At 51.6% G+C, this 12,950-nt stretch carries 13 protein-coding genes; 1 reads left to right on the top strand and 12 read right to left on the bottom strand.

The annotated features are described in order from the left end of the window. The 8 genes from ABJQ89_RS05875 to ABJQ89_RS05840 form a co-directional block, all read right to left on the bottom strand. On the bottom strand, positions 1 to 758 hold a 758-nt coding region (locus tag ABJQ89_RS05875; RefSeq protein ID WP_348495335.1), incomplete at its 3' end, for a TAXI family TRAP transporter solute-binding subunit. 532 nt (positions 759 to 1,290) lie between these two features. Continuing rightward, positions 1,291 to 2,205 (bottom strand): sugar kinase, encoded by a 915-nt coding sequence (locus tag ABJQ89_RS05870; RefSeq protein ID WP_348495334.1) that lies wholly within the window; start codon positions 2,203 to 2,205, stop codon positions 1,291 to 1,293. A gap of 17 nt (positions 2,206 to 2,222) precedes the next feature. Further along, a complete protein-coding gene (gene uxuA / locus ABJQ89_RS05865) occupies positions 2,223 to 3,401 on the bottom strand; it encodes a mannonate dehydratase (RefSeq protein WP_348495333.1) in 1,179 nt (392 codons plus the stop codon). 27 nt (positions 3,402 to 3,428) lie between these two features. After that, entirely contained in the window at positions 3,429 to 4,739 is a 1,311-nt protein-coding gene (locus tag ABJQ89_RS05860; RefSeq protein ID WP_348495332.1) for a TRAP transporter large permease, read from the bottom strand. After that, complete coding sequence (locus tag ABJQ89_RS05855; RefSeq protein WP_348495331.1) at positions 4,736 to 5,230, bottom strand: TRAP transporter small permease subunit; 495 nt, start codon at positions 5,228 to 5,230, stop codon at positions 4,736 to 4,738. Before ABJQ89_RS05855 ends, ABJQ89_RS05860 begins: the two co-directional genes overlap by 4 nt. A gap of 106 nt (positions 5,231 to 5,336) precedes the next feature. Then, complete coding sequence (locus ABJQ89_RS05850) at positions 5,337 to 6,332, bottom strand: TRAP transporter substrate-binding protein (RefSeq protein WP_348495330.1); 996 nt, start codon at positions 6,330 to 6,332, stop codon at positions 5,337 to 5,339. Between the two features lie 248 nt (positions 6,333 to 6,580). Beyond that, positions 6,581 to 8,086, bottom strand: coding sequence for an aldehyde dehydrogenase (NADP(+)) (locus ABJQ89_RS05845; protein ID WP_348495329.1), 1,506 nt, complete (start codon positions 8,084 to 8,086; stop codon positions 6,581 to 6,583). Between the two features lie 76 nt (positions 8,087 to 8,162). Next, complete coding sequence (locus ABJQ89_RS05840; protein WP_348495328.1) at positions 8,163 to 8,909, bottom strand: glucose 1-dehydrogenase; 747 nt, start codon at positions 8,907 to 8,909, stop codon at positions 8,163 to 8,165. A 384-nt stretch (positions 8,910 to 9,293) separates the two neighbouring features. On the opposite strand from ABJQ89_RS05840, the gene ABJQ89_RS05835 reads away from it, so the two are divergent. Next, positions 9,294 to 9,638, top strand: a complete 345-nt coding sequence (locus ABJQ89_RS05835; protein ID WP_348495327.1) for a cupin domain-containing protein — start codon at positions 9,294 to 9,296, stop codon at positions 9,636 to 9,638. Positions 9,639 to 9,649: 11 nt separating this feature from the next. Here the strand turns inward: ABJQ89_RS05835 and ABJQ89_RS05830 are convergent, their stop codons facing one another. From ABJQ89_RS05830 to ABJQ89_RS05815, 4 genes are all read right to left on the bottom strand, one after another. Further along, positions 9,650 to 10,375 carry a FadR/GntR family transcriptional regulator gene (locus ABJQ89_RS05830; RefSeq protein WP_348495326.1) on the bottom strand — a complete coding sequence of 242 codons (726 nt, stop codon included), beginning with the start codon at positions 10,373 to 10,375 and terminating at the stop codon, positions 9,650 to 9,652. Then, positions 10,372 to 11,088, bottom strand: coding sequence for a ribonuclease activity regulator RraA (locus ABJQ89_RS05825; protein WP_348495325.1), 717 nt, complete (start codon positions 11,086 to 11,088; stop codon positions 10,372 to 10,374). Before ABJQ89_RS05825 ends, ABJQ89_RS05830 begins: the two co-directional genes overlap by 4 nt. Positions 11,089 to 11,197: 109 nt before the next feature. Continuing rightward, entirely contained in the window at positions 11,198 to 12,478 is a 1,281-nt protein-coding gene (locus ABJQ89_RS05820) for a TRAP transporter large permease (protein WP_348495324.1), read from the bottom strand. A gap of 2 nt (positions 12,479 to 12,480) precedes the next feature. Further along, a partial coding sequence (locus ABJQ89_RS05815; protein ID WP_348495323.1) for a TRAP transporter small permease occupies positions 12,481 to 12,950 on the bottom strand: 470 nt, incomplete at its 5' end.

Here is a 12,950-nt window from a genome sequence, read left to right as displayed (position 1 = left end):
ACCAGCATGTTGTTCACGCCGATGACTTTGCCGCCTTCTGCCGTTCCATATACGTCAGGTGCGATTTCAACAGGCACATATGCACCGTTGTTTGCCAAAGCTTCGTCGAGCTTGCCTTCGGAGAACGAGATAAACCGTAGCTCAGCCCCTGCAGTTGCCTGCATAACCGCACCCGCTGGATAACCGGACAAGGCCAATGCGGCGTCAACTGTGCCATCGGTCAATTGGCTGAAGCCGTCAGAGTAAGAGACAAAGCTTGGCGTGATGTCTTCGATGCTCATACCGTGAAGAGGCATCAAAAAGTTCACAAAACCAAGTGTACCGCCACCGGCTGGACCAACTGCAACGCGCTTTCCCGCAAGGTCTTCGAAAGTTTGGATATCGCTATCCGCAAGAACCATCATGTGCAAAACGGATGGGTGCAACGCAGCAACCGCGCCCAGATCAATCGGGCCTGCCTTCGTATATGGGCCCTTGCCACCAATCGCGAGGACCGCAAGGTTGTTATTGGTGATTGCGATTTCCACTTCGCCAGAAGCGACCAGATTAGGGTTCTGAACAGAGCCGCCTGTCACAACAGGAACCATCGAAATGTCGTTGCCCGCGTGCTTGTTCACGACGTTCGAAATGCTTTGACCCATTGGGTAAAACGCGCCGCCAAGAGAAGCTGTACCAATGCGCAATTCTTCGGCGCCAGCTGTCGTTGCGAGTGCCGCCAAGGCGAATGCGCCGGCGTAGTGCTTTAATGTAGTAAACATAGAATCCTCCCAAACTTGTGAACAAAAGATAGCAAATGTTACAAGAATTGGAAGTAAAATATCGACATTTTTAAATTACAGAGAAAATATCACCAAAAAGGGTGCCATCCCCGACGCCCAATTTGGTGATATTAAGTGAGTGATGGCCTAATTCTGAAGAAATCTTCAGGGCCCATACAACCCGCCAAAGGCGAGAGGTATCTCTGGCTTAGGGTCTGCTTGGCTGCTCATCCACATCCGCAAAAAAAGCCAACGATTTCGCGCATACTTCTGTCAGTCTCGTCCATAGACGAAACAACTATATCCATTACAGGCAAACTATTAGACGCTTCATGACGCTCCAAACTTTCTCCAAACACACTTCGTGTTGTAGACCTGTTTGAAAGTTAAACGATATGCGCACGCATTTCCGTCGTCATTTTTGTGCTTTTTTCTGCAAATTCGCTTAAACCCCTGTCAAATCGACACATTTGACTTCATTTTGCGCAGATTTGGGTAAGAAGATCGCAGTTACACATAGGAATGTAACGGTTTAAGCTTTCAAACCAAGTGCATCAAAGGGGATGATAGCCCCTTTGTGGCAGATGACGTTGCCAGCACAGCGTTGCGCGGCGCGGATCGAAGCTTCAATTGTTGAGCCATTCATTAGCGAGGCGATGTAGGCGCCGTTGAAGGAGTCGCCAGCTGCAGTCGTATCAACGACGCCCTCAATCGGAGCCACAGAAAACCCGCTAATGACGTCGTCTTGCAAGTGAATTGTTTCCGCCTCACCGTTTTTGACGACGACATGGTCAGCACCAAGATCTGCGTATCGCTTAGCACTGTCTTCTGGCGTCGCATCGCCAAACGCAGTTTGCTCATCTTCGAAACTTGGCAGGACAAGATCGCTCAACGCAGCGGCCTTTGTTGTGACATCCAGCATGCGTTTGGTGTCATTCCAAAGGTGCGGGCGGATGTTTGGATCAAAAGCAAGGATCGAACCGTCGCTTTTGTATTGCGCAAGTCCAGCTAGGAATATTTCCAAATCTTCAGGTGGCAAAATCGCCAGTGAAATGCCTGAGAAATACACGACTTTCGCATCGGAGACTTTGCTCCAAAGTTGACCCGGTTCACGTACCATCATCTGCGCCGCTGACGTATCGCGCCAGTAGCTAAAGCTACGCTCGGCCCCGTTAAGGTGAATGGTATAGAGGCCCGGTCGGCGATCTGCGATGCGCGGCGTGTCCGCGCAATCGATGCCACCACTTTCTGCAAAGGCGAGCATTTGGTCGGAAATCGGATCAATGCCGACTGCCGTATGAAATTTCGTTTCTATCTCCGCATTCGCATGCGCGCGTGCGTACCAAAGGGTGTTAAATACATCCCCCGAAAACCGTTGCCGCCACAGATCATCCCCAGCAGAGGAAAGTTCGATCATGCATTCGCCGATGCCTAGAATAGATGTCATTGCTGGGAGTTCCTGTCTCAACGTGCAGAGTTTAAATCGTAGTTTTTCTGAAGAACTGCAATCGCGCCGCGCAATTCTCCTAGACCCTTTAGACGGCCAATATAGGAATACCCGGGATTGGTCTCTTGGTTTTGCTCGAAATCAAGCAAATGGCCATGGTCGGGGCGCATGGGGATGACACGATCAACCCCTTCCTTTTCGGTAGCGACCAGCGCGTCCAGCACATCGATCATATCGGTGCTACCACCAAGCGCTGCAGCTTCATAAAAGCTTCCATCGTCTTCAAGCTGGACGTTTCTGAGGTGCGCAAAATGGATATGTTCGCCGAAACGGCGCGCCATGGCTGGCAAATCGTTGTCAGGCCGCGCGCCAAGCGAACCTGTGCAGAAGGTTAGCCCATTTGAGGCGCTTTGCTGCGCCTCCAGCAGGAAGGCCAGATCAGATTCAGTGGACACGCAGCGTGGCAGGCCAAACAACGGAAAAGGTGGATCGTCGGGATGGATCGCCAGTTGTACACCAAGACCCTCGGCAACGGGCACGACTTCCGCCAAGAAAGATGCAAGGTTTGCTTGAAGATCACTGTGCGATAGCGGCGAAAAATTCTTGATGCCGTCAACCAAATCCTGACGCCCAAAGCCTTTGGCACTGCCAGGTAGTCCCGCAATGATATTGTTCTCCAGCGCGCTTTGATCCTCTTTGGACATGGCGCGCCATCTAATCTCTGCCTCAAAGACCAAGTCGGCAGGATGATCGGCAGCAGCGCCATCGCGGCCCAGTACATGCACATCATAAATGATGAAATCGATCATATCGAAACGCAGTGCCTTGCCCTGCCCGCAAATCGGGTAGGTCAGATCGGTCCGTGTCCAATCGAGCAAAGGCATGAAGTTATAGCAGATGGTTTTAACGCCCGCTTTCGCGAGGTTTTGCATGGTCTTGATCCATGCTGCCACCTCCGTTTTGGCATCGCTGCCCTTCAACTTGATTTCGTCGGACATCCAAATGGATTCGCACACATCCCATGTGAGACCTGCATCTTCGATCAACGCTTTGCGTGCTTTGATATCCTGAACCGGCCACACTTCGCCTGGTCCATACTCATGCAATGCAGTGACAACGCCGCTCGCGCCTGCTTGGCGAATGTCTTCCAAGCTCACCGGATCGTTTGGCCCAAACCAACGCCAAGTCTCTTTCATAGGAATACTCCTTTGCCGCAGTCTGCGTTACTGGAAGGTATTAGGCATCAACATGCGCGGCAACCAAAGAGCTATCTCGGGGAAGAGAATGACCAGCATCAAGATCAGCAACATCGGTGCGAGAATGATACAAACATCTTTGAGAACCTTCACAACGTTCAAGCCACCAATCGCGGCCGATATAAGCAGACAGAGCCCATAAGGTGGCGTGACCAAACCAAAGGCCAGCGAGATAATCCCGATGATCGCAAAGGCAATAGGATCGATGCCAGCAGCTTTAGCGACGGGCAGCAGAACAGTGCCTAGGATGATGATCGTAGGGATCGCGTCAATGAACAGACCGAAGAACAGGAAAAGCGCAGCGATAATCAGGGAGGTTCCGATGACGCCGAACTCAACCGCCGTGAGCGTTTCAACAATGAGTTTTGGAACGCCAAAGAAGGCAAGCATCCAACCAAAGGCTGAGGCCGTCCCAATCGCGAAGAGCGAGATCGATGCAAAGCGACCTGTTTCATAAAAGATGCCGCCGAGTTCGCGGAAGGTCACTGTGCGGTAAACAAAGACACCCAAGATCAACGCATAGGCCGCCGCGATGATCGCGCTCTCTGTGGGCGTCACAATACCGCCAACGATACCGCCGATTACAAAGACAGGAGTCAGCATTGCAAGTGCGGCGCCTTTGAAGGCATCCCAGAACTGTGCAAACGTCGGACGCAAAGTGATCGGGTAATCATACACCTTGGCGTATCCATAGACGGTCGCCATCAAGGCCAGACCAATCATCAATCCCGGAATAGCGCCCGCCAAGAACAGGGCACCGACCGAAACTTGCATCACGCCGCCCCAAACAACCATCAAGATGCTTGGCGGGATGATCACGCCCATCACAGAGGAACAGGCCGTAATCGCGATTGCAAAGCGGGTATCGTAGCCCTCTTTCACCATCGCTGGGATCAAGATTTTACCGCAGCCAGCGGCATCAGCAGTGGATGAACCGGAGATGCCTGCGAACAGCATCGACACCGCAACGTTCACGTGACCAAGGCCACCCGGCAACCAGCCCGTCAGTACGCGGGCAAAATCGATTAGCTTTTGGGTGATCTTTCCAGAGTTCATTAAGTTTGCCGCCAGCAAGAAGAATGGAACAGCAAGTAGGATGAATGAGTTATAAGATTGGAACATCCGATCAATAATGATGAACGGCGTTAGGCGGATATCCAGCAAAACAAGCGGAATAATCGCAATCCCGAGAGCAAAGGCGACAGGAACGCGCAATGCAACGAGAACGATAAAGCAGCCCACTAGAATGGCGCAGGCAAGACCTGTGGAAACGATCATGTCGGTGTCCGATCTGTATTTCGGTAGTCGACGAAGGTCTCAAACAACCGGTAAAGCGAGAAAATGGCCCATAGCACGCCAGCGACTGGCACAGAGATATGGGTGATCATGAGATTGGCGCGCATCATCACAGAGTTCTGATTGCCACCAAATTCTGCGTAGTGAATGCCATAAAACGCGAACAGCACAGCAAAGATCGCGACTGCAACCAAAACAAAGGCTTTTTGCAAGAAAAGTAAGAAAGGGCGCTTGGAGTCAGGAATGACTTGCACATCAAAATGCGTACCTTCCCAAACCGCGAGCGTCGATCCGAGCATTACGACCCATACAAAGATGAACGTGGCGAGTTCTTCAGTCCATAGATAGACTGGAATGATGCCAGTATAACGGGCGATTACCTGCATTCCGACAGGAATAGCCAAGGAAATCATCAGCGCGCCGATGGCCAACTTAACCAAAGAAACGAGCAGTTCCAAACCACGAAGGATCATGTGTTTGCCGATCAATTTTGAGGTGAATGAGATGGGCGTATCTCTGTATACGCAAAACACCCCCGCACTCCAAACAGGATATGCGGGGGCATTCTAGGGAGACGTCTTACTTAGAGCGGATCGCAGAAAGTAGGTCTGTCGCTTCGAGTTCAGCTGCATATGCGTCCTGAACAGGAACAACCATTTCCAGCATTTTTTCGCGGCCTTCAAATTCGGAAACAACGATCTGACCTGCGTCGACCATTTCCTGAAGCTTCACAGCATCTTCGCGTGATTCCAGCTCACGTCCAAATGCACCTGCTTCTGCGCCAGCTTTCAATACCGCTGCCTGAAGATCTGCTGGCAGGCTATCGAACGTCTTGCCGCTCATAACGATTGGACGAACAGTGATCGCGTGACGCGTCAAAGACAGATTAGGCGCAACTTCGTAGAACTTGAGGTTCTGGATGGACGCCGCTTCGTTTTCAAAACCAGCAATCACGCCTGTTTGAATTGCGTTGTACACTTCGTTGTAAGCAATCGCAGAAGGCGCCGCTGTCAGAGCAGAGAAGATTTGCGCCTGAATTGGAGCACCCATAACGCGCATTTTGTGACCTGAAAGGTCGTCAAAGTTTGCAACTGCGTCTTTGGATAGAAGGTTACGTGTACCGCCACCTGTGTAGCCGATGATTTTGATGTTTGCTTGCTCAAGCAAAGTATCTTCAAGGGGACTCAGAACGTCGCTAGACAGAACTGCGTTCCAATGATCCAGATCGCGGAACAAAAACGGCATATCCATCAAAGGAATGGATGGCGCGAATTTCGCCATGTTGGATGGCGCAAGAATCGAATAGTCGATCGCAACGCCTTGGTTCAGGAATGTTACGAAATCGCTCTCATCACCCAATTCACCGTTCAGGTGGATTTTGAACTCAACATCGTCGCCGTCGTAGTTTTCGTTAACCAGCTCAGCAAATTTGCGCATTGTTTTTGTGTACGCGTGCTCTTCGTCGAAAAGGCTCGCACCGCGCAGAGTTGTTTGCGCTTGTACCGCTGTAAAAGAAAGTGTCGCAGCAAGTGCTGCGCCGGACGCGATTGTAAGCGCCTTGTTAAAATATGACATTGTAGTTCTCCCATTAGATGACAGGTGACCAAAAATTAGCTCTGATCAGTCCCCCTCAGCGCCAAATAATTGGTAAATATTTGTAATAGGTCAAGAGTCATTTGGGATAATTTGTAAAATCCAAAGATTGGAAGCACTTAGCCAAACCTTGGGTACATGAAGTTAAGCAACTTGACTTTACGTGACCTGAGCAGCGCGCCCTTCGACGCGCTGCCTGTGTTTTATATCGCCTTAGTCTGGCGCATGATTCATGCGGAAGGAATCAGGTAGTCTGGCAGATCTTGATAGCATACTGGACGCAAGAAACGGCGGATCGCCATCGTGCCTACAGAGGTCGCACCAAAGTTTGTCGAGGCAGGATATGGACCACCGTGAACCATCGCATCGCTCACCTCAACACCGGTTGGGAAACCGTTAGCAAGGATACGGCCTGCTTTGCGCTCGAGGATCGGCAGAAGTGATTTGGCCACTTCCGCGTCGCCCTCTTCCAAGTGCAGCGTACACGTCAGTTGGCCATCGAGTTCTTTCGCGATGTTTTGCATTTCCTCAAAGTTCGCAGCACTCACGATGATGCCAAGGGGGCCAAAGACCTCATGCGCCAGATCAGCGTTTGACAACCAATCCGCGCCACTGACTTCAAAGATGCTTGGCAACACGCTGCGATCGGCCGTTTCTGCCGGTTCAAGAAGGGTCTCGACACCAGCGACAGCTGCGATTCGGCTTTGACCACTGTGATAGGCGGCAGCGATGCCAGACGTGAGAGTCACCTGCCCGCCAACCTGTTGTAGCGCTTCGAGCGCGGCGCCCTTGAATGCGTCTGCCTCGGGTCCATCCAGCACGACAACAACGCCCGGGTTTGTACAGAATTGCCCTGCGCCCATCGTCAAAGAGCCAGCCCAGCCTGTCCCGATGGCAACAGCGCGCGCACTTGCTGCGGCAGGCAAAAGGAACATCGGGTTGATTGACCCCAATTCGCCAAAAAATGGAATAGGTTCAGGACGTTGTGCGCAAAGATCGAACAACGCGCGACCGCCACCTAGGGAGCCTGTAAAGCCAACTGCTTTGATCAGCGGATGTTGAACAAGGCGCTGACCGACCTCAAGATCGCCCCCTTGAATGAGGGAAAAGACACCGGGATGAACGCCGGTTTTCTCTACGGCCGCTTTGACAGCCGCTGCGACCACTTCAGCCGTGCCCGGATGCGCGTGATGGCCACGAACAACAACCGGACAACCCGCTGCCAAGGCGGACGCCGTATCACCGCCAGCCGTGGAAAACGCGAGCGGAAAGTTGGAGGCACCAAAGACAGCTACAGGACCAACCGGTCGCTGCATCATGCGCAAATCAGAGCGCGGCAAAGGGGCGCGATCTGGCAACGCTTCGTCGTGACGTTGATCCAAATAAGAGCCATCCAGAATGTGTGAAGCGAAAAGACGCAACTGGCCCGTTGTACGGCCGGTTTCACCGCGAAGGCGCGGCTCGGGAAGACCGGTTTCCTGCGTGCCGATCTCTGCCAGATCATCAATGCGTACATCGATTTCGTCCGCAATCGCGTTCAAAAACGCGGCACGTTCTTTTGAAGTCGTTGCCGAAAAAGACAAAAACGCGTCTTCCGCAGCTTGTACTGCTTGATCCACGAGCGCGACTGAGCCAGCGGAAAATTCATATGCTTCGCCATGCGCAGGCGTTGAGTTAAACTTGCTCTCCGCTTCGATCCAAGCGCCCGCAATAAGATGCTTACCAGTTAGTTCCATATCGTTTCACCTATTGATCAAGACAAAAAAAACGCGCGCTTTTGTGGGAGGACAAAAGCGCGCGCATTGGGCCGGTTTATGAGAACAGCATGCCGCCGTTGATGTCGACGTTTGTGCCGGTCATGAACGCCGCACCATCGCTTGCCAAATAAACAGCCAATTTCGCGACATCTTCGGACGTACCTTCGCGTTTCAGCGGTGTAACGTTCGCAACATGTGTACGGACTTCTGGCTTAGTGAAAGTGTTGTGGAAATCTGTATCGATCATGCCTGGGCAGAGAGAGTTTACACGCGTTTTCGGGCCAAGCTCTTTTGCCAAGCCGCGTGTCAACGTCATCAAAGCACCTTTAGACGCGCCATATGCACCTGCACCCGGGCCACCGCCATCACGGCCAGCTTGGGACGCCAGACCAACGATGGAAGAACCTTCTGTCAGGTGTGGCAAGCATTCACGCACCATCAAAACGAAGGATGTCAGATTCACGTCCATGACAGCTTGCCAGTGATCAAGCGTCATTTCTGCCATTGGAACACGTGCGATCAAACCGCCTGTAACGTGGATAAGCGTGTCGATCTGGCCGTATTCAGCAACAGTTTTCGCAACCAACGCTGCAACATCTGCTTCTTTCGTCATATCGCCTTGAAGCGCGAATGCCTTGCCACCTGCGGCTGTGATTTCTGCAACAGCGCTGTCCGCACCTTCAGAGCTTGCCATATAGTTGATTGCAACGTTTGCACCGCTCGCGGCGAGTTCCATAACGCATGCGCGGCCGATGTCACGGCCACCACCAGTTACGATTGCGGTTTTTCCTTTAAGGTCCATGTTTGTCTCCTGCAAACCTGTGTCAAAGCAGGGCCCTATGGATCCGGCGTCATGACGTGTGTGATCAACGCGAATGACGATCTGAACGCGACTTGCATTCAGACTCAAAGCGCAATTTCATACCCCTACTTATGACAATAACTCGCGCTCAACAATACAAATAATTACAAATATTTCTTCGTTTTTAACTGCAAAACTGTATTTTGCAAAAATTCGTTAATTTCACTGGATCTTGCTATCGCTTGATCAACATTACCCCTTTCAATGTGTCCCTTTCCCCTGCGACACCTCAAGCGCACGCTTAGAAGCGCTTGACATTTTCGCCGTCAAAGTTACAAATTTTTACAACTACTTTCCAAAACTAGCACAAAGGCAGATATCTGCATGAGCAACACTTCTGAAACCGATCCATGGATGGTCTCCGGCCCCGGCGCACAACGGCGCATTCTATGCCAAGACAAAGCCCTGATGATGGTTGAATTTAAGTTCGAAGAAGGCGGCGAAGGCCTGCCCCACTCTCACCCACATGTGCAAACAACATATGTCGACAAGGGTCAGTTCGAATTCACAATCGCCGGAAAAACGCAGATTTTAAATCCCGGTGACGCGGTTCTTATTCCGTCAAATGCAGAACATTCCTGCGTCTGTTTGAAAGCGGGTAATCTGTTTGACAGCTTCGCGCCGCGTCGTGACGATTTCATGATCGCACATGGATTAGAGCTGGATTAAACGCCGCCTGATCAGCCTTGAAACACGCGATTCTTGGCATTCTCAACATGGTCGCGCATTGCGATGCGCGCCCCTTCTTGATCCATATTCTTAATGGCTTCAAAGATGAGGTAATGTTCTCGCTGCACCAATTCCATGCGTTCACGCGGCTTGGTCAGCGATAGGTTCCGCGTTAGGCTAAGACCAGTCAGAATATTCGATTTCATCGACGTACGCGCAGTGGCGAAGTACTGATTGCCTGATGCAATGCAGATACGTTCGTGGAAGTTTTCATCCAGATCGACACCCAACTCGCCTTCGCGAATGCAGCGATCGAGTTCTTTGAGTTGAACACTCATGTGTTTCAAATCGGCGTCTGAACGGCGCTCTGCAGCCAGAAACGCAGCTTCACCTTCTACGGCGGCGCGAAATTCAAAGGTTCGCTGAATGTCAGCAATCGAACCAACAGGCGCAAATTTGAGCACGGCAGTTTCCGGGCGGCGCTGTACAAAAGAGCCGGATCCTTGGCGCGAAACAACGACGCCATCTTCGCGCAGTTGCTTAAGGGCTTGGCGCAGCACAGGGCGAGACACCTTAAGTGTCTCGCTCAATGCATGTTCTGTTGGAAGCTTGGCGCCTACAGGTGTCTTCCCGCTTGAAATCATCGCGAGAATTTCTTCATAAACTTGATCGGAAAGCGTGCGTTCTTTACCTCGGGAGGCCGAGCCAGTACTACTTACTTTCCTATCAACGCTCACCTGTTATTTTCCTGACGCCATGTTGCGAATTTCACCTTTGTTTCAGGATCGGTTGGCGGGTAGAGGCCAAAGATAGATGCACCCTCTTGAACCATTTCCAACACGAAATCCTCAAAGATGGTCATCTCTTCAGTTTCTTCCGCTATTTCTGCCACCAAGTGCAACGGGATGCAAACGACGCCTTCATTATCACCGACCATAATGTCCCCAGGGAAGACAGAAATGCCACCACAGGCAATTGGATCATTAATTGCGACAGCGTGGTGCTTTGTCAGGTTGGTCGGCGCGCTTGGGCGCGTGTGATAGGCAGGCATTTCAAGCGCTGCAATTTCAGGTGCATCGCGGAAGCCGCCGTCAGTGACGATGCCTTTACAGCCGCGCATTTGAAGACGCGTCGCCAAGATGCAGCCAGCTGAGGCCGCTGTGGAATCTTCCCGTGAATCGATCACAAAAACCGCACCATCAGGGCATTCTTCAACGCCTTTACGCTGAGGGTTTTCACGGTCTGCGAAAGATTCCAAACCATCAAGATCTTCACGCGCAGGAATGTAGCGCAGCGTGTAAGCTGGCCCAACCATGTTCGCGCCCGGGTTCATACGCTGCGGTCCTTGGATAAAGACGTTGCGAAAACCACGGCGGAACAAAGCCGTTGTCAGCGTCGCAGTGCTCACGTTCTGTAGTTTTTCAAGTATTTCAGGGGTTACGCTAGTCATTTACAGAACCTTTTGGTTGGCTTTTCGCTTTTTTGTTTCTGGCAATGAGCCGCTACAGGAGCGCTCATTGCGAAACGAGGTAGAAGGTAAAACATAAACGCTCAGCCTCTTACTCGAACAAAGATGGTAGATAGAGGGATACTGCTGGCACATAGGTGACCAAGATCAGCGCGGACAAAATGGCGAGATAGAAAGGCCAAATTGTTTTGAGCGTTTCTTCGATCCTGATACGTCCAACTGCGCAACCTACGAACAGACAGGTTCCAACAGGCGGCGTACACAGGCCAAGGCCAAGGTTAACCAACAGCATGATACCGAATTGCGTTGGGTCCATGCCCAGATCTTTCACGATCGGCAGGAAGATCGGCGTACAGATCAAGATTAGTGCAGCCATGTCCATGATCATACCAAGCACGAGCAGCATCAGGTTGATCATAAGCAGAACGAAGATTTTTTCTTCTGAGATGCCGAGCATGAAGGCGCTCAACTTGTCTGGCACTTGATACAGCGCGAGCAGGTAGGCAAAGGAGCTCGCAAAGCCAATCAGAACCATAACCATCGCAGTTGTGCGAACAGCTGAGATTACCGAGGTTTTGAAGCCCAGCCAATCCAAGCTGCGATAGACGAAGAACGTCAACAACAGAGCGTAGATTGCACCGAAAGCACCAGATTCCGTTACCGTGAAGATGCCGGACAAAACGCCGCCCACGATGATCACAGCCGTGATCAAACCAGGGATGGCTTGCAAGGACGCATGCCAAACGGCTTTCCAACCAGGGAACGGTTCCGCGGGATAGTTACGCTTTACAGCGATAACGTAAGCCGCAACAGCCAAACAGAGACACATCAAGACACCCGGAAGGACGCCAGCGAGGAACAGTTTGGAGATCGAAATCCCACCCCCCGCAGCGACAGCAAAAATGATCATGTTATGGCTTGGCGGGATTACAATACCCGCAATCGAAGATGTCACCGTGACATTGACAGCGTAATCAGGGTGATATCCGCGTTCTTTCATCACTGGGATCAAGATCGACCCAAGTGCAGAAATATCAGCGACAGCAGAACCAGAAATGCCGCCGAACAGCATGCTGGAAAAAATGTTCACAGAGGCCAGACCGCCTCTGACGTGGCCGACAAGAGCAGATGCAAAGCGCACCAAGCGCATCGCGATACCGCCGTGCAGCATCAACTCACCTGCGAAAACGAAAAACGGGATCGCAAGAAGGGAGAAAACGGAAATCCCGGAGACCGACCTTTGAAAGGTGATCAGAAGCGGAAAGCCCTCATACCAGAATGCGGATGCCGCAGCGATCCCCATTGCAAAGGCGACGGGCACGCCGAGCACCACACTGGCGCCAAAAATTCCAAGTAGAATGGTCAAGCCCATGATTATAATTCGCCTTTTTCTTCATAAGGTTTGCCCTGCACCAAGCAGACGATACGGAAGACAGCCCGCAATCCTGCAAAGACAAAGACCAGACCGCCGCAAAGGGCAGCAGATAACGATCGGAAACTCTCGGGGATGTTCAACATCGGCAACAAAGTCGCCCAGCCAAACTTAACCAACTCAATGCTAGCGATGAGCATGATCAACCCGAACACGGAAAGAACGATGTCGATGACAAGCTTCAAGAAAGTGCTGACTTTCGAACCCATCATGTCGCGGAAAAGAGTAACGCCGAGGTGTGTATTTTCGTGAATTCCCACGGCTGCGCCGAGGTATGTAATGTAACAAACGAGCAAGAGTGCGAGCTGTTCAACCCATGTAGGTGTCACGTTCAACACGTATCTGCCGAAAACGAGCCAACCGAATGTCGCCACAAGGACGATCAGGGCGATTGAGGCCAATAGCATGCATA

It is taken from the genome of Planktotalea sp., assembly GCF_039984035.1.
GTDB lineage: Bacteria > Pseudomonadota > Alphaproteobacteria > Rhodobacterales > Rhodobacteraceae > Planktotalea.
This window is presented reverse-complemented; position numbering and strand designations above follow the sequence as displayed.